Source organism: Burkholderia sp. IDO3, from assembly GCF_003366075.1.
GTDB classification, from domain to species: Bacteria; Pseudomonadota; Gammaproteobacteria; order Burkholderiales; family Burkholderiaceae; genus Burkholderia; species Burkholderia anthina.
In genome coordinates this window covers 287,088-311,914 of sequence record NZ_CP028965.1, presented here as the reverse complement: position 1 = coordinate 311,914, position 24,827 = coordinate 287,088, and the positions used below count along the sequence as shown (strand labels likewise).

Below are 24,827 nucleotides of genomic sequence, written 5' to 3'. Positions count from 1 at the left end.
GGCATTGCGATTCTCGAAAATAGTTCTTGAAATTCTATTCTTGATTGCATATCATCTCAACGAGTTTCGATAAGAAAGGATGCCCATGCGACCGTCTGTTGTGCTTGACATGAAGCGAAGCGCAGTGCGTGAAGCGGTAGGCCGCTTTCGCGCCGCGAACCCGCGCGTCTTCGGCTCGGTGCTGCATGGCACCGACCGGGATGGCAGCGACCTCGACCTGTTGGTCGATGCGCTGCCCGGTGCCACGTTGTTGGACTTGGGCGATTTGGAAGAAGAACTGAAATCGCTGCTCGGCGTTGACGTCGATCTGCTGACTCCCGGCGACCTGCCGCCGAAGTTCCGGGCCAAGGTGCTCGCGGAGGCGCAACCGATATGAGCGAGAACCGCCTGCCCGATTACCTCGACCACATTCAGCAGGCCGCAACCGATGCGCGCAGCTTCGTGGAAGGGATGGCCAAGGACGACTTCTTGGCCGACAAGCGCACCCAGCAGGCCGTCATCATGAGCCTGATCGTCATCGGCGAGGCGGCCACAAAGGTGATGGATGGCTACGTCGAGTTCACCCAGGCGCATGCCGACGTGCCGTGGCGCAGCATGCGCAATATGCGTAATCGCATGGCTCACGGCTATTTCGACATCAACCTCGATGTGGTGTGGGAGACGGTACAGGAATGGCTGCCGGCGTTGCTCCAGCAATTGCCCGCCGTGCGTCAGGATGCCGACGATGAAGACCGTAACGACAAAGGCATGGAGCCATGACCAATCAAGCCGCCGATGTTCGGCCCCTCTGGCGTGTTCGATCCCGCGACCTATGAGCCGCGCTCGGGCAAGACCTTCTGGATGGCCGCAACGGACGTGAGTTCGCTGGTGGGCAAGGAGGCAGCAGCCGACACGCTCATCGGCAACTGCACGACCGCACGACCAGCCTCCCGTTCAAATTCGAGTTAGAACTCATATCCAGCCTGTCTGGGGGCACTGTGAAAGAGGGATCTCCGATGACTGTTGAATCGAGAATATTTTCTGTAGCCGAGTATGTTCAGCCGTCCGAAGGCGAGCCTATTCGTTCCGTTGTGCTTGAAACCCGAGACTCAATTATCGTGGTTTGGCATGTCCATCCCGGGCAGGAAATTGCGGCTCACATTCATCCTCACGGCCAAGACACGTGGACTGTTTTGTCGGGAATGGCTGATTACTTTCAGGGCAATGGGATTGTTCGTGCCCTCAGGGAAGGTGAGATAGCCGTGGCAAGACCGGGCCAAGTGCACGGGGCGCGAAATACAGGTACCGAGCCATTTGTGTTCGTCTCGGTTGTGGCATCAGCCAATGCCGGTTTCGTATTGGCTGAGCGATAGAGCCCAATCTCTGGAGTTGGTCCAATGAGCGGTCGGGGAGATAGGTAACAGACATGCAGCGGACACGGCTGCTAAACCAGGTCGCAAACCTCCTTGCGTCGCAGCGTGCCGCAAGCGACGCGATCAATCGAATGGGGTCGGCATGAGACTGAACACCATCCAGTTCCCGACCGCGTAGCCGCCTGTCCTGCCGATCAGGTCTTGACCATCGACGCCTGGGATCAGTCCTGAATGTTCTTGGAGACCACTACGTTATGAGCCGCAGCCGCCGCAAAACACCCATCGTCGGGCACACGACCTGCGGCAGCGAGCGCGAGGACAAGAAGCTCTGGCATCAGCGCTGGCGCACCCGTGAGCGCACGGCGCTGACCAGCGCGTCGCCCGAAGCCCTGAGCGCCCATCTGCCCCTGCTGGAAAACCAGGCCAGCAGCGTCTGGTCGATGGGCAAGGATGGCCGCTCCTACTGGCCCGTCAAGCGCCAGGCCGCCACGGCGGATCGCATCGCCAATCACAAGGGACGCAACCCGCAAGAACGCGCCTCCCTGAAAAAGCGCCTGCTGCGCAAGTGGATGAGCAAATGAAGCTCTCCTTCCATCAGCACATTGCGCTGTTCTGGATGATCGGTGCTCCGGGCGTCTTCGCGCCCGTGATCGAGAACGCCAAGCGGCCCGATGCCGGCGCCGTCATGGCGTGGGGTGTCGCGATCGTGGCGGTGATGATCCTCTTCACCCCTTTGCTGCTGCGCTGTCCACCATTCCGGCGCTGGTATGGCCGGACGGATGCGCTGTCGGAGCGGCAGCGCCAGGCGCTTGCCGAGCGCGGCCTGCGCCGCTACTACCAGACCGCTTTCGATGACGGCTACGTGCCCCGCGTGATGCCCTACGTGTGGCGCATCATCTGGACGGTCGGCGGGTTGATGGCTGTGACCGCCGTACTGCCTACCAACACCGGACGGCCAGCCTTCGATGCCTTGGTGGTCTTCTCGACCTGGTATCCGATAGGCGTGATGCTGCTGGTTTTCGCGTCGAGGCCCCTTGGCCGGTTGATTCGCCAAAGAGCACAGGAGCGGCGGAAATGAGCACGTCAACCATCGAGGCGCTGGCCAGCGCCTGGGCAAGGATTGCCGAGGAAGCGGAATTCCCCGCTGACTACGAGGGGACTGCCACACCACAAGCGCATCGGGCTAGCGAAGCTATTCAGGAGCAGATTCGGGAGCGCATCGTCGCCACCAACGACATGCGGCTGTTCAGCCTGCTGCACCTGCTGGGTCAGGCGTCGCTGCGCATGGAGCAAGCGCTGTGGCCGGAGGATTACGAGCGGATGACGCGCGAGGTTGAGGAAGCCCTGCGGCAAGCCACCGACGCCAACGCCAGATCGTACACCCACGAAGAAGTGATGCAGGCGATGCAGGAACGCATCGACCGGGCGCGAGACAAGCCATGTTGATTGGCTATGCGCGCGTCTCGACGCAGGATCAGAACCTGGAGCTGCAACGCGAAGCCTTGAGCAAGGCCGGATGTAAAAAGGTCTTCGAGGACAAGGTGAGTGGCACGCGGGCAGACCGGCCTGGCTTGGCCAAGACGCTCGAAATGCTGCGCGAAGGCGATACTTTGGTCGTCTGGAAGCTCGACCGGCTGGGCCGGTCGGTCAAGCAACTGGTCGATCTGGTCGGCGAGCTGCACAAGCACGGTGTCCAGTTCAGGAGCCTCACCGACTCCATCGACACCGGCACACCATCCGGGCGGTTCTTCTTCCACGTCATGGCGAGCCTTGCCGAAATGGAGCGCGAGCTGACCGTCGAGCGCACCCGCGCCGGGCTGGAAGTCGCCAAGCAGCTCGGCCGCAAAGGCGGCCGCAAGCCGAAGATGACCGACAGCAAGATCGAGTCGGCCAAGAAGCTGCTGGCCAGCGGGGTGCCGCCCAAGGACGTGGCCAAGAACCTCGGCGTGTCCATTCCGACGCTGTACCGCTGGGTGCCAGCCTCCACGCACGCTTAGCGTGCTTTATTTTCCGTTTTCTGAGACGACCCCATTCTGCGCATCCGGTTAGCACGGCCGAGGCGGCGGCAGCGGACGTCAGCAGGAATTGACGGCGAGATAGTGACATGGGGCGCCCCTGGTTTCATGGGTTACGATCATGACGGCAGCGCTCAATGCCGCCGGTTTCTTCTGCGAAAAGTCAGATTTTCACGTTCCGCAACCGTAGCGCGTTGGTGATAACCGATGCCGAACTCAGGCTCATGGCCAGTGCGGCGATCATCGGGGACAGCAATAATCCGGTGAACGGATACAGTACCCCTGCCGCCAGAGGCACACCCAGGGCGTTGTACACAAACGCGAAGCCGAGGTTCTGCTTCATGTTCCCGATTGTCGCCTCGGACAACTCCCGGGCTCGCGCGATGCCGCGCAGGTCTCCTTTGACGAGGGTCACCTGTGCGCTGCTCATCGCTACATCGGTGCCGGTGCCCATCGCGACGCCCACGTCCGCCTTGGCAAGCGCGGGCGCATCGTTGATACCGTCACCGGCCATGGCTACAACCTTGCCTTCCTGCTGGAATTTCGTCACCAGCGCCAGCTTGTCGGCTGGTTTGACCTCGCCATGGAATTCACCGATGCCGAGCTTCGTCGCGACAGCCCTGGCGGTCACGACACCGTCGCCCGTCGCCATCACCACGCGGATACCGTCTTCCTTGAGCCGGGCCAGTGCCTCGGGTGTCGTTGCCTTCACCGGGTCCGAAACCGCGAGCAGGCCGGCCAGCATTCCATCAACCGCCAGATACATGACGCTGGCGCCCTGCGCACGCAGCGTGTCCGAATTTTCCGTGAGCGTCCCAACGTCGATGCCGTCGGCCTGCATGAGGGTGGTGTTGCCCAGCGCGAGATTGCGGCTGCCGACCAGTCCTCGCACGCCAATCCCGGTGCTCGACTCGAAGTGCTCCACCTTCTCGAACGCGAGCCGCCGTTCACGGGCCGCATCCACGATGGTCGCAGCGAGCGGGTGTTCGCTACCCTGGTCAAGACTGGCCGCGAGCCGGAGAACATCCTCTTCCGCATATCCATTCACGCCGATTGCGCGTTCGAAGGCAGGGCGACCTTCGGTCAAGGTGCCTGTCTTGTCGACGATCAGCGTGTTGACCTTCCGGAAGTTCTCAATCGCAGCCGCATCCCGAAAAAGCACACCGTTCGACGCGCCTTTGCCACTCGCGACCATGATGGACATGGGAGTCGCCAGCCCAAGCGCACAGGGACAGGCGATGATGAGCACCGCCACGGCATTGATAAGCCCGTAGACCCAACTGGGCTCGGGTCCGAAAAAGCCCCAGGCGACGAACGTCAGGATGGCGACGCCGACCACCGCGACGACGAAAACTCCCGCGACCTTGTCAGCCATGCGCTGCATGGGTGCCCTGGAACGCTGCGCCTGCGCGACCATCTGGACGATTTGTGCCAGCATGGTCTGGGAGCCGACCTTCTCCGATTTGATGATGAGGCTTCCGGAGGTATTCATGGTCGCGCCGATGACGTGGTCACCCACCCGCTTGCTGACGGGAATAGGTTCGCCCGTAATCATGGACTCATCGAGCGCGCTGGAACCCTCCGTCACAACGCCGTCGACCGGAACCTTCTCGCCTGGTCTTACGCGAAGGAGGTCGCCGACATGGACGTGAGCCAGTGGAACGTCCTCTTCTGTGCCGTCGGCGTTGATACGCCGCGCGGTCTTCGGCGCCAGTCCCAGCAGTGCCTTGATGGCAGCGGACGTCTGCGACCGAGCCTTCAGTTCGAGCAGTTGCCCGACGAGCGTCAACGAAATAATGACGGCCGCGGCCTCAAAATACACGCTCACACGACCATGTGCGGCAAATGCCTCCGGGAAGACTCCTGGAACGACTGTCGCGATGACGCTATAGACATAGGCCGTCCCCGTACCAAGTCCGATGAGCGTCCACATGTTCGGGCTGCGATTGATGAACGAGCGGGTGCAACGTTCGAAGAACGGCAAGCCCGCCCACACGACGACCGGAGTCGAGAGAGCCAGTTCGACCCAGCTCTGTGTGGACGCTTCCATCCAGCCCAGCCGGTGGCCGAACATGGCCAGGACGAACACCACGGCCGTCAGCGGCAGCGTCCACCAGAACCTGCGTCGAAAATCCGTCAGCTCGGGATTCTCTTCGTCCTCGAGACTGGGCAACAAGGGCTCAAGGGCCATACCGCACTTCGGGCAGTTGCCAGGATGGTCCTGGCGAATTTCCGGATGCATCGGGCAGGTGTATATCGAGCCCTCCGGCGCAGCCTCAACCGACGTGCTGGTCGACGGTTTGACATATCGCAACGGGTCCGCCCGAAACTTCTTCTGACATGACGCACTGCAGAAGAAATACGGATGTCCATCGTGCTCGCTGCGAAATGGCGAATCCGCCGTGACAGACATGCCGCACACCGGGTCCCTGAGCGCGCCGTCGGGACCTTCGGACATTTCACCGTGGCCATGTCCGTGGTGCGCCGCGTGATTGCCATCGGCATCCCCGCTGGCCTGACCTTGCGCGGCGTGCGCAGCATGGTCTTGGTGGCCGCCCGCGCCGTGGCTCGCGTTCAGGTGTTCGGGAGAAGTTTCGCCGTCGTTACGCTGTCCGCTCATTTTCCGTGCTCCGCGTTGTCTTTCACACTGTGCACAAATTGCGTCGCCTGTCGTGCCGTCCATTGGTAACGCTGGCCGCTATGGTCTGTTGCGGGGACGCCGACCGGCCAGCTTGCTCGTTCCACGAGTGCAGGGGAACGCGCGGCCGCCGGTGTGATTATCCGCCCCTGAGCCAGGCTGGTCCCGAGAAACGGGATAGTCGAAGGCTTCGTGGCCTGACCTTCAGATGTGTAAGCTCATGCGAGCGCGGCGGGACTATATCCGGCCTCCTGTATCGCCGAAAGAAATTCACCCGCCTCGCGTGACGACTCGATGCGCACGATCCTGGTTTCCAGGTCGACGGTCACGTGTGCCGCCGTATCGACTTCCTTGACCGCTTTCGTTACGACGCCCGCGCAGTGCCCGCAGGTCATATCCTTGATGGTCAGTTCCATTTTCCAACTCCGTTCCGTTGAATCATTTCAGTTGCGGATTTCGGCGATGGTGATCAATCGTTTCGGCGAACGTGATCAGTCTGGAAGGTGGTGTTGCGCGGTCAATGGATTATAGCGACGGTGATCACGATCAGGCGTCAGCGGACTCGGATTTCGTTTTCTTTCTCATCGAATCGCCCTTGACCGGAAGCTTGTGGGCCTGATGCACGAGCCGATCGAGAATCGCATCGGCGAGCGTGGGGTCCTGCAGCCACGCGTGCCAGTGTTCGAGCGGCAACTGGCTGGTGATCACAGTCGAGCGCGTACCGACACGATCATCAAGTACCTCAAGCAGATCATTGCGCGCCGCCTGGTCGAGATCCTGCAAGCCCCAATCGTCGAGGATCAGCACATCAATCTTCGCGAGTTGCGCAAGCCGACGTGTGAAGCTGCCGTCGCCGTGCGCGATTTTCAGCTCTTCGAACAGCCGCGCGACGCGCACATAGAACACGGAGAAGCCCTGCCGGCACGCCTGCTGGCCGAACGCGCAAGCGAGCCACGTCTTGCCCGCGCCGGTGGGGCCGGTCAGGATCAGGTTCTGAGCATTGCGCACCCAGTCGCAGCCGGCGAGCGTGGCGACGATGCGCTGGTCCAGCCCACGGGTTTGCCGGTATTCAATGTCTTCGACGCAGGCCTGTGGGTTCTTGAGCTTCGCGGCGCGCAGCAAACGTTCGAGTCGTCGCGTATCACGCCAGGCCAGCTCGCGATCTACGAGCATGCCCACGCGTTCCTCGAATGACAGGCTGGTGCTTGCCGTGAGCGTTGACTGCTCCTCGAACGCGCGAGCCATGCCGTCCAGTTTGAGCGCCTTTAGCTGGGTAAGGGTGTGCTGCATCAACATCGTGACCTCCTTCGGGTCAGTGGTAGTAGTCGGGGCCGCGCACGTTCTCGTGCTCGGGCGAGCGCCATTCGGCGGGCGTGGTCGGGAGCGAGGGCTGCAGGTCAAGTCCCGCTTCCAGGATTGACAGCACGGAGCGACGCGTGGGCGAGCCGATCTTCAATGCACGCTGGCATGCGGCCTCGAGGCGGTGTTTGCCGTACTTGCGCGCGAGCGAGAGAAGACCGAGACAGGCGCGATAGCCCATCTCGGGGTGAGGTTTGTTGGTCAGCAGATGCCGCACGACAGCCTCGGCGCCGGGGCCGACGGATGCGCCCCAGTTGAGCAGGCGCCCAGGCGTCCATTCCATGTGCGCGCGATGCGCAGCCGGCATGTGTTCGGCGATGGTCGTGTGTTTGCCTTTGAGGCGCGAGCGAGCGTGCGCAGCGACACGCTTGCCGCCATGCAGGATCTCTACGCCGTGGCGTGTGATACGCGCCCAGACCTCCTGCCGTGCGAGGCTATGCGGGACGCTGTAATAGTGGCCGCCGACATCGACGTGGTAATCGATGTTCACACGGCACTTCTGGAAGGTGGCGATCTCGTAGCGACGCACGGGCAACGGGCGCAGGACGGGTTGGTCCAGCCGTTCGAACCATTCACGCCGGTTGCCTTCGAGCCGCTTGAACGGGCGCTGGTTTAGGTCGGCGATCAGTTCTGCAATCGCCTTGTTGAGTTCAGCCAGACTGTAGAAGCGATAGTGGCGCAGTCGGGCCAGCACCCAGCGCTCGACGATCTGCACGCCGACTTCGACCTTGGCCTTGTCCTGCGGTTTGCGCGGACGCGCCGGCAGCATCGCGGTGCCGTAGTGGTTCACGAAGTCCTGCGTGGTCGTGCCGAGTCCGGGTTCGTAACGGTCGGGTCGCGCGATCAGCGCCTTCGGGTTGTCGGGCACGAGCAGTTCGGGCACGCCGCCAATGAACTCTAGCGCATCGCACAGGCTGCCGATCCAGTCCGCCATCGTCTCGGTGCGCGTCGCGCACGCGAACGTGTAGTTGGATGCGCCGAGCACGGCAACGAACACGTGCGCCTCGAACTCGACGCCGCCATCGCTCGCCAGGACCGGCACGGTGGGACCCGCGAAGTCCGCGAACAGCTTCTCGCCGGCGCGGTGCTGCTGACGCATCGAGCGCTTGATCGACTTCGCCCAGTCCTTGTACTTCTGGCAGAACTGCGTGTAGCGGTACGTCCGCTGGCCGGGGTTCGCTTCAGCGTATTCTTCCCACAGCAGTTGCAGCGTCACGCCCTTGCGGCGCAGCTCGCGATGCAATGCCGTGTAGTCGGGCTCGATGCGTCGCGTCGTCGTCGCCGCGGCATTGGTTGCCGCAGGCCTCAGGCGCGCGTCCAGTTCGTCGTCGGACATTGCTTCGGCTGCCGCCCAATCGAGTCCCGCCTGGCTGGCTTGGGCCGCGAACTTCGAGACGGCACCGACGCTGATGCCGATAGCCCGGCTGATCTGCCGATGCGTCAGGCCACACGCCCACTTTAGTCGCAGGACTTCCTTCAATTTGCGCATGCTCATCCGAGGTGTCGGCATCGGCACTTCTCCCGCAAAAAAGGGAGCAGGCTAACGCCGTCGGTGAATACATGCGCAACGCCACCGCCAGACTCAAACCCGGATTACGTTCCGGTTACGTGATCACCCGTTTCGGTCCCGTGATCGCTCATTCCGGCATCGTGATCACGCGTTTCGGAAACCTGTGATCAGCGATCACGATCAACCGAAACGGGTGATCACGATCATTCGGAATCCATGATCACGATCCGCCGAAATGCGTGATCACGTTCGCCGGAATACGCAATTTCAGTTACAACCTTTCGCTGCGGGGCAGGTCAAGGGGGCGTCAATGCGCCGCGCCAGCCAGTTTCTCCAGAATCGGACAGTCAGGGCGTGAGTCCCCTTTGCAGTGGGCTGCCAGATGCCGGAGCGTATCCCGCATTTCCACCAGTTCCTGAATGCGTAGATTCAGGTTGGCAATATGCTCATTCGCGAGCCGTTTGACCTCGCCGCTGGACCGGCTGCGGTCTTCCCAAAGGGCCAGCAGCACCGCAATCTGCTTCGTGGAAAAACCAAGATGTCGGGCCTGCCGGACGAAGCGCAGCACCTGGACATCCCTGGGCGTGTACACACGATAGTTCGCCCCTGTCCGGGTGGCAGCCCGAATCAGGCCTGTTTCCTCATAGTGACGAATCATCTTGGTCGACATGCCCGACGACTTCGCAACCTCGCCGATATTCATCGTTTTCCCCTCTCGAAACGGCCATTCGAACCGCACTGACTATTCTTGACCTTCCCACGTTGGGAAGGTCAAGTGGTTTCGATTCAAGGGGTAATCGTTCGATTCGTGGTGCGGCACGGAAAGAGGCCGAACGGCTGATCCTGTGGGCCATCGTCAAACGGGCCGGGCGCTGTCGTCTGAGATTGATAATCATTGAGAGGCCTCCTGGCCGCCCGAAGGAGGCGGCGGCTAGGGTCTACTAGTTGAACTGCGACGGTCAACAGGACCCTTGAGGAGGCTGAAATGAACTATAGCGGCATCGATCTTCGTTCGTAAGCGAAATTAAGCGCACCTAGAATCGGAAGCTGAACGAGCGCAGGCTTGCGTCCGCAACTACAACTTGCGGGCGCTGCGTCTCTCAAAATGCAGAGCCAGTAACGTAGGACCAGGACGTTTGCTCAGCGGGCGCCTTCAGTCGCCGCCCGCACTCGCAGAAAGCGTTCTACCGGTACGACGGCAACGACGCCATCACCACTAGATTCCTCGTTGGCGACCGTCATGATTTCCTCGATCAGCGCGTCGACGTTCTCGGCGACTGTGAAGATTTCGATCTTGATGTGCTCAGTCGTCCAGTCGTTGGCAAAGAGATTGGGATGTGCACCGAATCCCCTTGCATGGGTCACCGTCATGCCGTGGATGTGTAGCGCGCCCAACTGCCGCTCGAGCATCTTGAGTACATTGGGGCGCAGTATCGCGATCACGCATTTCAGTTCCATCGCATCCTCCGTTTCTAATATGAGTCATCACTCCTATCCCTTGGACGCCCACTTCGCATCGACGGCCGCCTGAATCTTCGCTGCGTCCTGGATACCCGATTGCGTCATCCGGTAGGCGATTTCAGCGGTCCCCTGGCAAACCGGACACGACACAGCCATCCGGTCCTCGAAGCATTGAAGATTCGAACGGTGCTCGCCACGGTTCTCGCATCCACACCAGCAGTAGAGCTTGTTGAGCGTCGCGGGAATCCTGGTCGCTACCCAGTACGCGTGCCGCACGGCGTTGTCCGAGAATTGCGCCGGATTCAGTACGTGCGAGGCGTCGAATACTCCTGATGGAACGATGCGCAACCCGTCTGGTCGCAGCATGCCAACTCGCCAGCCGGGTATCTGTTGGATCGCATTTGTTGACTCGATGGCAACTCCCGTGGGGCCGGCAACCCAATGGACAAATGACGGCCCCCACACCAACGCCGTCGGCATCGCAATAATCAGGGCCAGCAGAGACAGCAGATGCCACCCCGACTTGCTGCCAAGGCTAGAGTGCTTGCTGACGATGCTGCCGGCCTGAGGTCGTATGTGTCGTTTCACTTTCAATCTCCCAGATTCCCGGTCAGAATCCCGGATGCTGATACATGGTGCCTCCACAAGACAGCATCCCGTGCATCATTCCGGTGTGCATTGCCCACATCGCACCTGTACCCAGCACCGCTAACAGGCCGATGACCGCGAGCAAGCCGATGATAAAATTGACGATTAGTTTCCCGTTGAACATATGCTCTCCGTGAAGCGAACCGGACCAGAACGATGGGCGCTCCCACCGCACCGGTCCGAAGTTCCCGCAGAAATCGACGGACTCAGTGTTTGGCTTCGTCCGTTACCCGAGCGCGCGTGGCGGGACCGCCAGTGTGAGAACGCACGCCACGCATCATGAACATCATCGATAGCGGGCAGATGAATACACTGGCGATAACAGCGAGCGTTGCAAGCGTGCCTCTGAGAGGAGGAAATGCCCAGTAACCGAGGGCGATGACGGCGACCAGTGCGAGCGCAACGGCCGCCATGGTTTTCCAGTTGCATTTCATGTGAAGTCCTTGTCAGGCTGTATCCAATGTGAGTAACGTGGTCGGGCTTGCGGTCACTTCGACGGTGGCGTAACCGCCTGGTCGGAATACTTCATCATGATGTCGCTCATGGCCCGCATCATCTCGGCGTGCATTCGCATCGCGGTCTTCGGGTCCAGACCGGCGCTTCCACCCATCATCGGGCAGCCGCCCATCATTCCGCCCATCATCATCGCGCCGTGACCGTGCTCACGGTCCTGCATCGCCGGACTGGAAGAAGAGCCAGTGGCAGCGAGGCCCACTGCGCTCGCAGCGAGCAATAGCGTGGAAACAACAGCCAATCGTGCATGTCTTGCGTTCATGTGTATCTCCATCTTTCGTTCGTAGAATCGAATCGAGCATGTGACGCTTCGCGGATGGTCACGCGGGCCGCGAGCGAACTCGAGCCGCGGTACGGAACCGCTGGGCAAGCGCCGACGGAGGAGAGTTACAACGAACGCGGGGGCGGTGCTGGCAGCTCAGGAATGAACTGCTCGGAAAGGATCCGGGTGATGGCCCGATAATCAGGTGTCGATGGGGCAATGCCGACGGTATGCGACATCGGTATGGCCGGCATCCCGCACACGGAGCTTCCCATGCCCGCGTGGCAAGCAGATGGATGAGCGCTGGTACCGACGTGCATCGTGCCGGATGTGCATCCTGTCGCTTCGATAGCGCCTGCTGCCTTCATGGGATGCTGTACGGCAGGCATCGACGACATTTCTGGACATAACGCGGCCTGGGCGGGGTAACCGAGCATCGGCAACCACGCGATCAGGAAGCAGGCGACGAGTTTGACCCAGAGATTCATGATTTTCAGTATAGGCGCCGATGAGTCCTGCTGCGGCCGCCGACAGCTGCGTTATTGCGCCACATCACTCGACTGCAAGCGTTTCAGATGGGCCAGGAATGCGTCCGCCCCAATAAATCCGACCAGTTGCGCATCAGGCTGCTCCCGACCAGTTTTGTCGAAGAAAATCAGGGCCGGAGGGCCAAACAGACCGAACCGCCGCAGCATCGCCGTGTCGGCCTCGGTATTTTTCGTCACGTCGATGCGTAGCAACTTCCAGTGCGTAAACTCGTCCATCACACGTGCATCAGTGAACGTGAAGCGCTCGAGTTCCTTGCAGGTGATGCACCAGTCCGCGTAGAAGTCCACCATGACAGGTGTTCCTCGTGCGAGCTTGAGCGCCTCGTCCAGCTTGGCGTTCGAGGTGATCGTGTCGAATCGCGCTGCCGAACTTGCGCCACCTCCCGCTGACGCCGACATCCGCGTCAAACCGCCCAGTGGCATCAGCATGTCGAAATTGCCCGATGCGACGCCAACAAACTCGGCGATACCTGCGACCAGCAGCAACACACCGAGCGCTTTGCCGACTCGGGCAATCCCCGTCGCGCCGGCCGGTAAAGGGTCGATCGCACGTAGCATCATTCCGCAAGCAGTCAGCAGCAATGCGACCAGTGACATCAGCAGCCAGACAGGCAGCAGTGAATAGACGAACCACAGCGCTGCGGCCAGCAGCATGACACCGAGTGTGTTCTGGACCGCGACCATCCAGTGTCCCGACTTGGGTAGCAGGCGCGTTCCGAACGTGCCGACAAGCAGCAGCGGAATGCCGATCCCGATACCCATCAAATACAGCGCCAGCGTACCGCCTGCGATGTCATGACTGTTGGCGATGTAGACCAGTGCGCCTGCCAGTGCCGGTGTGGAACACGGCCCGACAATCAGCGCGGACAACATGCCCATCACGAACACCGGCCCAACACGGCCTCCGGGCAAGCGTCTGCTCCATCCCGCAAACCGCGTCTGCCAGCCCGTCGGCAGTTGCAACCTGAACACGCCGAACATACCGAGCGCGAGGATGAGCATGAGCGCGCCGAACGTGGCCAGTAACCAGGGTTTCTGCGTCACCGCCACAAGTGGAATGCCAACGACTGCCGCAATGGTTCCAGCCGCCGCGTATGTCATCGCCAGTCCTTGTACATAGGCGAACGACAGCGAAACCCCGCGCCATACCGGCAACCGCTCACGGGTACCGTTAATGACCGCCGTGACGATAGGGATGAGCGGATACATGCACACGGTGCCCGCCATCAGCAGACCAGCCACCAGAAAGCCTAGCAATTCGGCGATGCCGATCCCATTGGCAGGACGCAGCGGTAGACCCGGTACGGCGGACTGCCGGCTTTTCTCGACGACAGGGAAGTCCGCTGCATTCGCACTCCCAACGAGCGCTGCGAGCGTCACAGCACCGTCCGCAGCGATCCGAAAGCGGCGCGTCTGCGGCGGATAGCAGACCCCCACGTCGGCACATCCTTGCGATGTAACTGTCAGCATGGCGCTCGACGTGATCGCAGCGGACAACGGAAGACGAATCCGGACGGGCTGGTGATAGACCTGGACCACGCCGAACGTCGGGTCGTTCTTCGACTCGGAGGGCGGCATCGAATCCGGTTTTACCAGTGTGCCGTCAACCGCAAAGCTGATTCGGTCGCGATACAGGTAATACCCGGGCTTCGTCTTGAAGTCGAGCACGACCTCCATCGGGCTCGCGAGGCTGACGGTCAACGGAAATGCCTGCTCAGGCGCAAGCAGTTCGGATTCGTTGACTGCGTAAGCCGAAAAGGATGCGGGTCCGAGCAACAGGACAAGGGCGAAGCGAAGTATGCGACTCAATATGTCCGCTGTTTGGTAGTCAGACTGATACGCGTTGGATGATGTCGTTCGCATGGTGGTCTCCTCGCCCGAACTCCTGGCTGCCGGCGCGCGGACAGAAGCCTGCGTGCCAGCCATCAACGCTTCGTCACAAGCGCTTTTCGAGTTTTACGATGGTCAGGGTGCCGTTGACTTCTTCGACGCGCACCTTGACCTTGTCGCCTTCCTTGATCTGCTTGACCATCGCGGCATCCTTCGCCTTGAACGCCATCGTCATCGGCGGCATGCCGACGTTTTCCAGCGCGCCGTGCTTCAGCGTGACCATGCCTGTCGCCACGTCGACTTTCTTGACCTCTGCGTCGGTGAGCGCATTGTTCGACGACACTTTCATCGCGGAAGCCCTGGTCGACATATCCATGCCGGCCATGTCGTTGCCGGCAAATGCGGGCGTGGCGAAAGTGGCTGCAAGGGCAGCGGACATAACAAACAGTTTCTTCATTGGATCTCTCCAGTTTGGTTGACTGGCACGTTCGTGCCGGAAGGGTTTGTGTGGGGAAAATGGACAGCGCTGGCCTGTCGTGCGCGACGACGCTGCAACAGGAACCACGCTGCGGGAATCACGAACATCGACAGAAGTGGCGCGGTCACCATGCCGCCGACCATCGGCGCGGCGATACGCTGCATGACCTCCGACCCTGCACCGTGCCCGACCATGATCGGAATGAGGCCGGCGAGCACGACGGCCACCGTCATTGCCTTCGGCCGTACGCGCAGCACGGCGCCTTCGCGAATCGCGTCGAACAGCAACGCCTCGGTGAGCAGCTCGCCATCTTCCAGCCGGCGATTGAGCGCACCTTTCAGGTACAGCAGCATGACCACCCCAAACTCGGCAGCGACGCCCGCAAGCGCGATGAATCCGACCGATGTCGCGACCGACACCGCGTGGCCGAGTATCCAGATGAGCCAGAAGCCGCCGACCAGCGCGAACGGCACGGTCGACATCAGCAGCAGCGCATCGGCGGCGGAGTTGAAGGTCAGGAACAACAGCACGAAGATGACAACCAGCGTCACCGGAATGACGGTCCGGAGCCTGGCCGCCGCGCGCTCCAGGTACTCGAACTGGCCCGACCACGCAATCGAGTAGCCGGGTGGCAACTGGACCTGCCGAGCCACGACCTGCTGCATTGCCTTCACGGCGGATTGGAGATCCGTGTTGCGGATATCGACGTAGACGTACCCGGAGAGCCGAGCATTCTCGCTGCGAATCATCGGCGGGCCGTCGGCGATCGTGATGTGGGCGACGTCGCCGAGCTGGATTTGCGCGCCGCGATCCGTGACGATTGGCAGTTGCCGCAGCTTCTCAAGCGAATCGCGGAATTCGCGCGGGTAGCGGATATTGATGGGGAAGCGCTCGCGGCCGGCAATCACCTCGCCAACGTTCTCACCGCCCACCGCCGACGACACGACCGACTGGATATCGGCCACCGACAGTCCGTAGCGTGCTGCGGCGAGCCGGTCGATGTCCACGTCGATATAGCGCCCGCCGTTGAGCCGTTCCGCGAGTGCGGACGTCACACCAGGGACACCTTTGACGGCCGTTTCAACCTGCGTCGCGATACGGTCGATCTGCGTCAGGTCCGGCCCGGAAATCTTGACGCCCACCGGCGTCTTGATGCCGGTCGACAACATGTCGAGGCGATTGCGGATCGGCGGCACCCATACGTTCGAAAGACCGGGCACCTTGACCGTCCGGTCCAGCTCATCGACCAGCTTTTCCGGCGTCATGCCCGGCCGCCACTGGCTGCGCGGCTTGAACTGGATGGTGGTCTCGAACATCTCGAGCGGTGCCGGGTCTGTGGCCGTATCCGCCCGGCCCGACTTGCCGAACACTGTCGCGACCTCGGGCACGGTCTTGATGAGCCGGTCGGTTTGCTGCAGCAGCTCGCTCGCTTTCTCGGCGGAAATGCCCGGAAGAGCGGTCGGCATATACAGCAAATCGCCCTCGTCGAGCGGCGGCATGAATTCGCCGCCAAGACGCGAAATCGGCAGAATCGTCAGCACCAGCGCGACAACTGCGAGACCAATCGCCGCCCACGGCCAGCGCAGCGTCGCCTCAAGCAATGGACGATACAGCCAGATCAGCACGCGATTGATGGGATTCGCGTTCTCATGCGGAATACGGCCGCGGATCAGGTAACCCATCAGGACAGGCACGAGCGTGACCGACAAACCTGCTGCCGCCGCGATCGTGTAGGTCTTCGTGAACGCCAGCGGAGAGAACAGCTTGCCCTCCTGGCCTTCCAGCGAGAACACCGGAATGAACGACAGCGTGATGATGAGAAGCGAGAAGAACAATGCCGGCCCGACCTCAGTTGCCGAAGCTGCGATGAGTTCCCAGCGCTGCGCGGCGGTCATCCGTGTCTCGGGGAACGCATGCTCGAACGCTTCCAGGTGCTTGTGCGCGTTCTCGATCATCACGATGGCCGCATCGATCATCGCGCCGATCGCGATCGCGATACCACCGAGCGACATCAGGTTCGCGTTGACGCCCTGATACCGCATCACGATGAACGCGGCCAGCACGCCGAGCGGCAACGACAGAATGGCGACGAACGCGCTGCGCAGGTGAAACAGGAACACCGCACAGACGAGCCCAACGATGATGAACTCCTCGATGAGCTTGTCCTTCAGGTTGTCCACCGCGCGTTCGATGAGTTGCGAGCGGTCGTAAGTCGTGACGACTTCGACGCCGGGTGGCAGCGAGCGCTTCAGGTCGGCGAGCTTCGCCTTCACCGCGTCAATGGTCTTCAGCGCATTTTTTCCCGAGCGCATCACGATGACGCCGCCGGCGACTTCGCCCTGACCGTTCAGCTCCGCGATGCCGCGACGCATCTCGGGGCCGATCTGGATGCGTGCGACGTCGCCCAGCAGCACCGGCGTGCCCGCGTCGTTGGTGCGCAATACGACATTCCGGAAGTCGTCGAGCGAGCGCAGATAGCCCGACGAGCGCACCATGTACTCCGATTCGGCCAGCTCGACGACCGAGCCGCCGGATGCCTGGTTTGCCTTGCCGAGCGCATCGGTCACCGCGGCTTGCGTGATGCCGTAAGCGCGCAGCTTGTCCGGGTCGAGCACGACCTGGTACTGGCGCACCATGCCGCCGATGCTGGCGACCTCGGAGACGTCCGGCACTGCTTTCAGCTCGAACTTCAGGAACCAGTCGTTCAGCGCGCGCAGCTGTCCGAGGTCGTGCTGTCCGGTCTTGTCGACCAGCGCGTACTCGTACACCCATCCCACGCCGGTCGCGTCCGGCCCGAGCGAGACGGTCGCGCCCTGCGGCAGGCGGCTTTGCACCTGATTCAGGTATTCGAGCACGCGCGAACGTGCCCAGTACTGGTCGGTCTTGTCGTCGAACAGCACGTAGACAAACGCATCGCCGAACGACGAGTACGCGCGAATGGTCTTTGCGCCCGGCACGCCGAGCAGCGTCGTCGTGAGCGGGTAGGTGACCTGGTCCTCGATAACCTGCGGCGCCTTGCCCGGATACGATGCCTTGATGATGACCTGTGTATCGGACAGGTCGGGCAGTGCGTCGAGCGGCGTCTCGGCGACCGAGTAGAGGCCCCAACCGGTCATGAGTACAGTCGCGAGCAGCACCAGGAAACGGTTGTGGATGGACCATCGGATGAGCCGGGCAATCATTGCACGCCTCCGACCGGTTCGACCTTCGTCAACTGGTAGCCCTCATCCGACTGCTTGAAGACGAAGTGCACCGTCTGTCCGGCCTTGACGTCGGGGAAGGCATCGGGAGCGGGCTTGTTGAACGCCATCGTCATCGCGCCCCAGCCGAGCGCCGGCACGGGTTGATGGGAGAACGTGATGTCCGCAGCGGTCACTTTTTCGACCTTGCCGGTGGTCTCGTACGTTTGTGCTGCGACGGCGGGTGCGGACGCCGGTGCGCTTGCGCTTGCCCCCGTGCTGCCCTCCAGCCTCGGCAGAACGGACTTCAGGCTCGCTTCGGAATCGATCAGGAACTGGCCGGACGCGACAACGGTGTCGCCGTCGTTCAGGCCGCTCAGCACCTCGGTTTCGTTGCCAATGTCATTGCCCACGGTAACCGTCGCCGGCTGAAGGCGCCCGTCGCCGTTCTTTACGATGACGACCGAGCGCTTGCCCGTTGTGATCACGGCTTCGGAGGGCACCAGCAGTCGCGAGACAGCCTTCTGGCCGGCAACGCGCACGCGCATCAGCATGCCCGGCGTCAGCTTGAATCCGGCGTTGTCGATTTCCAGACGCGCCTGGAGCGTGCGGCTGGTGGTGCTGATGCCCGGCAGGATTTCGCGGATGCGACCGTTGAAGTGTTGTGTCGGGTCGCCTGCGAACGTCGCATCGACGGTCATACCGGGTTGTACGCCCAGCGCGAGCGCCTCGGGAATCTCGACGATGAGCCACAGCTTCGACAGGCCGGCAATCTTCGCGAGTGTCTGGCCGGGCGCGACCATCGCGCCGTCGCGGACGTTCAGTTCGCTGACGACACCGGACTCGGGCGACGTCAGCAAGACGTGCGTCTGGGCCTTGCCGGTTCGGTCAAGGCTCGCGATGATTCCATCAGGAATCGACAAGGCGCGCATCCGCGCTCGCGACGCTTCGAGCAAAGTGGCGTCCATGCCGCCGCGCTTGAGTGCGAGATATTCCTCCTGCGGCGCGAGCCATTCCGGGACGAACAGCGATGCGACTGGTGCGCCTTTTGCGATGCGTTGCATCGGCGCGTTCGCATAGAGCCGGTCGATGTAGCCGGTGACGCGCGACTGCACGACATCCGAGTGCGATTCATCGAACTGCGTCGTGCCGATGGCATCGAATCCGCCGGTCGTTTCCTGCCGACGCACGGTCGCATAGCGAATGCCAAGATTCTGCTCAAGCCCCGGGTCGATCTTGATGCCTGAAGAGCTCTCGCCTTCATCCGCGTAGACAGGCTCAAGTTGCATGTCCATGAATGGCGATTTACCCGGCTTGTCGAAATGCTGGTTCGGCACCATCGGGTCGTGCCAGTACAGCACCTTCCGCCCGGTCTTCGGGTCGATCTTGCCGCCCGGCGAGGCGGCGCCAGTCGAGGCAACTGCGGTGCCGGTCGCCGCGTGACGCGTTCCCGCGAAATAGCCCGCGCCGAGCAGCGCCGCGCCGGCAAATACCGTCAACACCGCGCGTGCCAAAGGTTTCCTGTTCATGCTGTTCTCCGTCATTGCGCGGCGGCCATCGTCGGTGGCACGACTTGATATTCGAGCTGCGCCCAGGTCTGCGACACCTCTCGTTTGAGGTCGAGCACCTGCAACTGCGCTTCCAGTTGGGCACGGCGGGCAGCGAACGTGTCCGCGAGCGAGCCGCTACCAGCGCGATAGGCAGCATTCGCGAGTTGCACGCGCTGGTCCGCGGCGGGCAGCAACGACTGGCTCAGATTGGCGATGCGCTCGCGCCCGCTCGCCAGGGTCGCGGATTGTGCGCGGATGTCGGCTTGCACCTGTCGCAGCGCGTCTTCGTACATCAGCCGCGCCTTCGTGGCGAGTTCGGCTTTCTCGGCGACGTCGCGGTCCTGGTTGTTTTTCCGGTTCAACGGCAATGGAATGGTGACGCCGACGGACACCATATTCGAGTACGCACCGCCGCGTTGCTGGTACGCGACCTCCCATGTCCAGTTCGGGCTGCGCTCGCTGTCGGCGACTGCCGTATCGGCATCAGCGACCGCGATGTCATCCGCGGCGGCGACGAGCGTCGGCTGCGACAGACGCAGTTCGTCAGGTGGGAGCGACGACACGAACGACTCGGGCGCCGGCGGTTCACCGGTCACATCGGAGACGGGAACGGCCGTCCAGCGTGACAACCCAATAAGCGCGGTCTGATAAGTCTGTTGCGCCTTGAGCACCTGGTCCTGAGTCTGCGCGAGCATCACCTGCGCCTGTACCACGTCGGCGGTGCTTGCCTTGGCGCCGCGATACGACGCCTTCGTCGCCTCCAGCTCGTGGTGCATGTGGTCGCGGAGCGCCTGCTGCAGCGCCAGCGCCTGTTTCGCATACACGGCGTTCAGCCAGGCTGTGGAAGTTTGCTGGCGAACGTTGGCGAGTTGCACCAGATAGTCGGCGCGCTCGCGCCCGACCACCTCATCGGCCAACGCGGAACGCAGCTGCCGCTTCTCGCCAGATACCCACTCCTGTTCGATGCCGATGCGGCGCATCGTCATGAAGTCCTGGCCGATGGTGAAGCGTTGCGGACCGTTGACCGGCAGGTTATCGATGCCGGCCTTGAGCATCGGGTCCGGCAGTTGTCCGGCCTTGACGGCCGCCTCGGAGCTGGCGCGGACGGACGACTGCGCGGCCTGCATCGATGCAGAGCGATCGGTCGCCGACTGTAGCGCGGCGTCCAGCGTGAAAGGCGCCTGCTGGGCGTGAACGACGCCCGCGACGAGAAGCGCGGCAAAAAGCGTGTGCACGCGCCAAGGTACACGCCGGCGCAGCGGCGTGCCGAAAATGAATGGCATGTTCTAACCCCAAAGGCGAAATCCCATAGGGATTCCGCGTCCGGCATACGACGAACCTCACCGCAACTGCGGTGAACCTGTCAGCGAGGGATTAGACGAGACGCGGCGGTCGCCATAACCCGTTCGGGTCACGGACCGGAAGAGACTGGGTGTAATGGAAGATGACAGGCGTGCCGACCGCAGCCGGGCGGCCGATTTCAGCCCTGGCGGCCGGGTGATAGAGGCTGCCGAACTGGCATTGGGCGGTTACTTTGCAAAACATGCCCTTGACCTTGGCCTTGTCGACGGATGCGGGCTTCATCGAATCGCAGCCCGGCATGTCAGCGGATACGCTGGCGTCCGCATCCATGGACATGGTTTGCTGCATCGGACATTCACCGGTCAAGCCACTGGCTGCCAGCCCACTGATGGGCAGCACCGCGCAGAGCAGCAACAGGATGACGGTCCGGAGCAGTTTCATGGCGGAAATTATAGCCTGCAGCCTGGCGCGATCGCGGTGGATAATTGCACTACTTTTTGTCGGACCACGATCTGAACCAGACGGGCAGCTTGCAATGCGAACGCCAATGGCGACTGCGGGGTGCGGAGGAGACCAATCAGGAAGTAGCTGATTTCATTATGCAACTCAGTCGGCGGATGCGGGCTTCGATGCGTGCTCGCACTCGAATGTCGCGAAGGTCGGTCAACCAGCGTTCGAATACGGCGGTCTTGATGAGTTCGATCATGTGTCAACTATGGCTGACACTTTTCGACCGTGTCAACTATGACTGACAATGATCGGGCCACCACATACTGTCTCGATCGGTGGGCGGGCGCCTTCAACCCTCGCCAAACCCGTCGTCCGGGTGCAGCGCTTCGAGCGGTTCGAGCATCGTCCTCACCCGCGTGAGTTCCATCACAAATTCGTCAATCAGATCAAGCGCGCCCAGCACCTGCTCGGGCAAGGTACCTTCGCGGCGCGACGGAACCGACGGTGCGCCATTCAATACTGAGTGCGCCATGCTGTGGATCTCAAGCAGATCGTCGCGTAGCCCCTCGGGATCATGAAGCTGGATGCGTATGCGATCGACAATATCGACGGCGGCCAGCAGGCGGGTGGTATCGTAGCTCGATTCGAGCCGCTCGAGCGCGGCGGTGTCGATATCGCCGAAATAGGTCGTCGTGATGGCCGGGCGTGCAGTCATGGTCGGGGTGCATAGGTACGGGCAGCATGGCCGAACAGCGGATCCTTGATCCAGGCTTCCGGCCGACGGTCCAGGTGCAGTTTATAGTGGCCGAAGCGGCGGATGTTGTGGGTCGGGTACGGGCTCAGAAACTCGATGTCTTCGGCGCGCACTTTCTCGCTGTTAGCCGCCATCTCGCGCAGCGCCTGCATCATGTCCACCGTGTTCTGCAAGATCACGGCCGATGCGACCAGGTCATTGTAGCGTAGCCGTTTCTGCTGTTCCTCCGGCTCGTTCTCGGCGATCACGTCACCGCCGAACGACAGCCATTTGGAGAAGCCGTTGTAAGACTCGATCTTGTTCGTGTTCGCGGTGACCTCCTGCCGCAATTCGAGGCTGCCGATCCACTCGAGCAGAAACACCGTGCGAACAACGTTGCCGAGCTCGCGCGCGGCCAGGTACAGCCGGTTCTTGCGGCTTTCGGAGCCGAGCCGGCGCAGCAGCAGCGGCGACGAGATCGTGCCTGCCTGAATCGACAGCGCGACCTGCATCAGCTCCTGCCAGTGCTGCTCGATCAGCACCCAGTCGATGGTCGCCTTGAACAGCTTGTCGACGTGCTTGTATTTGGCCTTGCTGTCTGGGCGGTACAGGACGAGATCCTTCCAGTTGCGAATCCGCGGCATCAGGTTGATGCCGAGCAGGTACGTGAACGCAAAAACGGCGGCCGACTGCCCCTGCGTGTCGGCATGGACCGTATCGGCCTTGATCGACAGGCCCGCTTTCAGCAGGCCCTCGATCACATAGATCGCCTCCCAGACGCCCGGCGGAATGAAGTGCTGGAACACCGCGATATAGTTGTCGGCAACGTGCCGGTACGCGACCGCGCCCATTTTTCGGTAGCGGAAGTGATAGCCGGCCAGCAGGTTGTTGTCGTAGAAGTCGTACTGCGTGCCGTCGGCCGCCACCGTCTTGCCATCGCCCCAGTGTTTTGGCAGGTCCAGCCGCAGGTACAGTTCGATCAGCTCGCGCTGTGCAGTCTCGAGCTTGTCCAGGCTCACGTGCCGACGGTTGACGAACGACAGCATGTGCGCGGTGACATCCGAGTCGAGATGGCGGGCCGCCTGGGTCGGGCCGAGATTGCAGCCCATCGCGAAAATCGTGAGCAGGTAGCGCTCGGCCGCCTTGCGAATCTGGGGATCGCTCCCGGACAGCGGCCCGAAGTGCCGCGTGAAATGCGTCCAGTGTTCGATGTTCGCGAGGATGTCCAGCATGTTTCGCGTCGGCAGGCGGGCGTTCAGCCGCTCCTGCAATGCGATCGCGCTCGCCGGGATCTCTTTCGCGACGGTTTTGCGCAGGATAGGTTCGCCGTGACGATCGATCACGACGTGCTCGCGCTTGCGCGGCAATTCGTCGTCGAGCTTGTGGGAAGCGTCGGTCAGCCATTGACGCAGGTGGCACACGAAGTCACTGCTGGTCGTGGGCATGCCGAGCTTGTCGCAATAGTCTGGCAACTGCTGCTCGCATTGCCGCCATGGCAGGAGGTGATCGCGATAGTCGGCGTAGGCGTCGGAGCCGGACACGCACAGATCGCCGACCCGTAGCTCTTCGGCCATGTACGAGAACACGCAGAGTTCGAGATACCGTCGATTGGTCGGCAATCCGTCGCCGTGGGTGCGACGTGCGAGCTTGCGCCACCGTGGCGCCGCAAAGCCCAGGTCAACATCAGCATCGATCCACTCGCGATGCCGCGACTCGTTTTCCAGCACGACGTCGAGCGCATCGAGCAGCGTGCGGACCGGGCTGGTCGAATCCCATTCGAGCGTACGGGCGACACGCATCATGACCGAACGGTGGGCCTTGAAGTGCTTCCAGAGCAGCGGCAGATAGTTGCGGCCGCTGAACGCGCGGATCGCCGCACAACTCTCGCGCAACGGCTCGAGATCGCCTTTCGGCGCAAGCAGCTTCCTGACCGCTCGGGCGATGGCCGTCTCGTCGGATTCATCGGCGAGAATGTCGACCACACCGTCCAGCAAGCCGACGAGATCCTCGACCTGATCACGCTGTTTTCGCTGAATGGCGTCCAGTTCGTCGCTCGCGCGCTTGTGGATCGCGCCCATGCGCCGGACGAACATGTCGGCGAGATCGTCGCGGGCGCGCACGCGCATACGGTTGAGCAGCGCGACGATCAGCGTGTAGCGCTTCTCGGGCGAAGTGTCGTTCCTGAGCGCCGACGCGTCGAGCGCCATCGCCTGATTGGCGAGCGAGCGCAACTTTGAGGCTGGAATCCCGGCGACGGCCAGTGAGAAATCGCCGAGCTCGTCGAGCCAGGAGACCTGCTCAATCAGCAGGTCCAGATGCTGGCGCGATGGGCGTTTCGCGTGACGCTTGATCCGGTTGTAGGCAGTCTGCCGGCTTGACAGATCACGCGCGAGCAACCGGTCGAGCGCGAGTTTCTGCTCATCGGTCAGGCGTCGCGTGACGCGCTTGAAGAGCCGGGACTGCGCCCGCGCGTGAATCTGTTCGGTCAGCCGATCGAGCGTCGAGAACGCCGGCAGTTCGATATCGCGCGCGATGAGTTCGTCGATCGTCGCGTTGATGATGTCGACCGGTTGGTCCATCGTCAGCGACGCCGTGTGCGCCGCCCGTGTCGCGATCGCGTTGGCGTCGGTGCCGTAATACGGCTTCACGTCCAGGTAGGTGCGAACCGCCGCGTAATGCCGGAACAGCGTTGGGGAGGTCTCTGTGTCGTAGCCGAACTGTACGGAGTCGCCGATATCCGCGGCTGCCCGAATATGCTCGACAACGGCGGCCGGAATGGTGTCGGCCGGCGGGAAATAGTGCAGTTGCTGAAAGACCTTCAGCAGCACCAGCAGGCCCAGTCGAGGTCGCTCACCGCGTGTTGAGCGGCGCGCCCATTCGAGCTCGTCGGGCAGTGGGGTGTAACAGGCTTGCAGTTCCCGGGGTGCCAGAACCTCGGGAAAGCGCGGGTACGCGGTACGTTCGAGGGTAGCCATTGCGGATCGTCCGGATCGCAGAGG

Annotated in this window: 27 protein-coding genes; 8 read left to right on the top strand and 19 right to left on the bottom strand. The window is 62.1% G+C overall.

Going from position 1 to position 24,827, the window contains the following annotated elements; all coding sequences use genetic code 11:
* Window positions 1-85 precede the first annotated feature (85 nt).
* From DCN14_RS37235 to DCN14_RS37205, 8 genes are all read left to right on the top strand, one after another.
* The gene (locus tag DCN14_RS37235) at window positions 86-376 is read left to right on the top strand and encodes a nucleotidyltransferase (protein ID WP_001247892.1); all 291 of its coding nucleotides are present in this window, start codon (window positions 86-88) and stop codon (window positions 374-376) included.
* Window positions 373-759 (top strand): DUF86 domain-containing protein, encoded by a 387-nt coding sequence (locus tag DCN14_RS37230; protein WP_003100872.1) that lies wholly within the window; start codon window positions 373-375, stop codon window positions 757-759. Before DCN14_RS37235 ends, DCN14_RS37230 begins: the two co-directional genes overlap by 4 nt.
* Before the next feature lie 15 nt (window positions 760-774).
* Window positions 775-948, top strand: coding sequence for a hypothetical protein (locus DCN14_RS38525; RefSeq protein WP_003154411.1), 174 nt, complete (start codon window positions 775-777; stop codon window positions 946-948).
* Window positions 949-995: 47 nt separating this feature from the next.
* Window positions 996-1,352, top strand: a complete 357-nt coding sequence (locus DCN14_RS37225; protein ID WP_003465043.1) for a cupin domain-containing protein — start codon at window positions 996-998, stop codon at window positions 1,350-1,352.
* A 254-nt stretch (window positions 1,353-1,606) separates the two neighbouring features.
* Entirely contained in the window at window positions 1,607-1,933 is a 327-nt protein-coding gene (locus tag DCN14_RS37220) for a hypothetical protein (RefSeq protein WP_003100858.1), read from the top strand.
* A complete protein-coding gene (locus DCN14_RS37215) occupies window positions 1,930-2,430 on the top strand; it encodes a hypothetical protein (protein WP_003100856.1) in 501 nt (166 codons plus the stop codon). The genes DCN14_RS37220 and DCN14_RS37215 overlap by 4 nt, the downstream gene beginning before the upstream one ends.
* Window positions 2,427-2,798 carry a hypothetical protein gene (locus tag DCN14_RS37210; RefSeq protein WP_003100853.1) on the top strand — a complete coding sequence of 124 codons (372 nt, stop codon included), beginning with the start codon at window positions 2,427-2,429 and terminating at the stop codon, window positions 2,796-2,798. Before DCN14_RS37215 ends, DCN14_RS37210 begins: the two co-directional genes overlap by 4 nt.
* Complete coding sequence (locus DCN14_RS37205) at window positions 2,792-3,349, top strand: recombinase family protein (RefSeq protein ID WP_004118524.1); 558 nt, start codon at window positions 2,792-2,794, stop codon at window positions 3,347-3,349. The genes DCN14_RS37210 and DCN14_RS37205 overlap by 7 nt, the downstream gene beginning before the upstream one ends.
* A gap of 181 nt (window positions 3,350-3,530) precedes the next feature.
* Here the strand turns inward: DCN14_RS37205 and DCN14_RS37195 are convergent, their stop codons facing one another.
* The 19 genes from DCN14_RS37195 to DCN14_RS37100 form a co-directional block, all read right to left on the bottom strand.
* Entirely contained in the window at window positions 3,531-5,825 is a 2,295-nt protein-coding gene (locus DCN14_RS37195) for a heavy metal translocating P-type ATPase (protein ID WP_089454681.1), read from the bottom strand.
* 398 nt (window positions 5,826-6,223) lie between these two features.
* Window positions 6,224-6,421, bottom strand: coding sequence for a heavy-metal-associated domain-containing protein (locus DCN14_RS37185; protein ID WP_009687815.1), 198 nt, complete (start codon window positions 6,419-6,421; stop codon window positions 6,224-6,226).
* A 130-nt stretch (window positions 6,422-6,551) separates the two neighbouring features.
* On the bottom strand, window positions 6,552-7,301 hold the full coding sequence (istB, locus tag DCN14_RS37180; protein WP_006397350.1) for an IS21-like element IS408 family helper ATPase IstB: 750 nt from the start codon (window positions 7,299-7,301) through the stop codon (window positions 6,552-6,554).
* Between the two features lie 16 nt (window positions 7,302-7,317).
* The gene (gene istA / locus DCN14_RS37175; RefSeq protein WP_011875599.1) at window positions 7,318-8,874 is read right to left on the bottom strand and encodes an IS21-like element IS408 family transposase; all 1,557 of its coding nucleotides are present in this window, start codon (window positions 8,872-8,874) and stop codon (window positions 7,318-7,320) included.
* A 307-nt stretch (window positions 8,875-9,181) separates the two neighbouring features.
* Complete coding sequence (gene cueR / locus DCN14_RS37170; protein ID WP_009687816.1) at window positions 9,182-9,577, bottom strand: Cu(I)-responsive transcriptional regulator; 396 nt, start codon at window positions 9,575-9,577, stop codon at window positions 9,182-9,184.
* A gap of 437 nt (window positions 9,578-10,014) precedes the next feature.
* Window positions 10,015-10,332, bottom strand: coding sequence for a P-II family nitrogen regulator (locus DCN14_RS37165; protein WP_009687817.1), 318 nt, complete (start codon window positions 10,330-10,332; stop codon window positions 10,015-10,017).
* A gap of 33 nt (window positions 10,333-10,365) precedes the next feature.
* Window positions 10,366-10,923, bottom strand: coding sequence for a PCYCGC motif-containing (lipo)protein (locus DCN14_RS37160; RefSeq protein WP_042973472.1), 558 nt, complete (start codon window positions 10,921-10,923; stop codon window positions 10,366-10,368).
* A 22-nt stretch (window positions 10,924-10,945) separates the two neighbouring features.
* On the bottom strand, window positions 10,946-11,107 hold the full coding sequence (locus DCN14_RS38325) for a hypothetical protein (RefSeq protein ID WP_009687857.1): 162 nt from the start codon (window positions 11,105-11,107) through the stop codon (window positions 10,946-10,948).
* Between the two features lie 82 nt (window positions 11,108-11,189).
* A complete protein-coding gene (locus DCN14_RS37155) occupies window positions 11,190-11,417 on the bottom strand; it encodes a DUF2933 domain-containing protein (protein WP_043292957.1) in 228 nt (75 codons plus the stop codon).
* A 53-nt stretch (window positions 11,418-11,470) separates the two neighbouring features.
* Window positions 11,471-11,758 (bottom strand): hypothetical protein, encoded by a 288-nt coding sequence (locus DCN14_RS37150; protein WP_021157491.1) that lies wholly within the window; start codon window positions 11,756-11,758, stop codon window positions 11,471-11,473.
* Window positions 11,759-11,883: 125 nt separating this feature from the next.
* On the bottom strand, window positions 11,884-12,246 hold the full coding sequence (locus DCN14_RS37145) for a hypothetical protein (RefSeq protein ID WP_011875596.1): 363 nt from the start codon (window positions 12,244-12,246) through the stop codon (window positions 11,884-11,886).
* A gap of 51 nt (window positions 12,247-12,297) precedes the next feature.
* Window positions 12,298-14,169 carry a protein-disulfide reductase DsbD gene (dsbD, locus tag DCN14_RS37140; protein ID WP_042973489.1) on the bottom strand — a complete coding sequence of 624 codons (1,872 nt, stop codon included), beginning with the start codon at window positions 14,167-14,169 and terminating at the stop codon, window positions 12,298-12,300.
* Window positions 14,170-14,242: 73 nt separating this feature from the next.
* A complete protein-coding gene (locus DCN14_RS37135) occupies window positions 14,243-14,593 on the bottom strand; it encodes a copper-binding protein (RefSeq protein ID WP_011875594.1) in 351 nt (116 codons plus the stop codon).
* Complete coding sequence (locus tag DCN14_RS37130; RefSeq protein ID WP_021157489.1) at window positions 14,590-17,796, bottom strand: efflux RND transporter permease subunit; 3,207 nt, start codon at window positions 17,794-17,796, stop codon at window positions 14,590-14,592. The genes DCN14_RS37135 and DCN14_RS37130 overlap by 4 nt, the downstream gene beginning before the upstream one ends.
* A complete protein-coding gene (locus DCN14_RS37125) occupies window positions 17,793-19,322 on the bottom strand; it encodes an efflux RND transporter periplasmic adaptor subunit (protein WP_011875592.1) in 1,530 nt (509 codons plus the stop codon). The genes DCN14_RS37130 and DCN14_RS37125 overlap by 4 nt, the downstream gene beginning before the upstream one ends.
* Before the next feature lie 11 nt (window positions 19,323-19,333).
* Window positions 19,334-20,626: a TolC family protein gene (locus DCN14_RS37120; RefSeq protein WP_060096529.1), complete on the bottom strand. Its 1,293-nt coding sequence runs from the start codon at window positions 20,624-20,626 to the stop codon at window positions 19,334-19,336.
* 91 nt (window positions 20,627-20,717) lie between these two features.
* Window positions 20,718-21,086 (bottom strand): hypothetical protein, encoded by a 369-nt coding sequence (locus tag DCN14_RS37115; protein ID WP_011875590.1) that lies wholly within the window; start codon window positions 21,084-21,086, stop codon window positions 20,718-20,720.
* Between the two features lie 358 nt (window positions 21,087-21,444).
* On the bottom strand, window positions 21,445-21,810 hold the full coding sequence (gene tnpC, locus DCN14_RS37105) for a Tn3 family transposase post-transcriptional regulator TnpC (RefSeq protein ID WP_009693043.1): 366 nt from the start codon (window positions 21,808-21,810) through the stop codon (window positions 21,445-21,447).
* Window positions 21,807-24,803, bottom strand: a complete 2,997-nt coding sequence (locus tag DCN14_RS37100; protein WP_011875589.1) for a Tn3 family transposase — start codon at window positions 24,801-24,803, stop codon at window positions 21,807-21,809. The genes tnpC and DCN14_RS37100 overlap by 4 nt, the downstream gene beginning before the upstream one ends.
* Window positions 24,804-24,827: the final 24 nt, after the last annotated feature.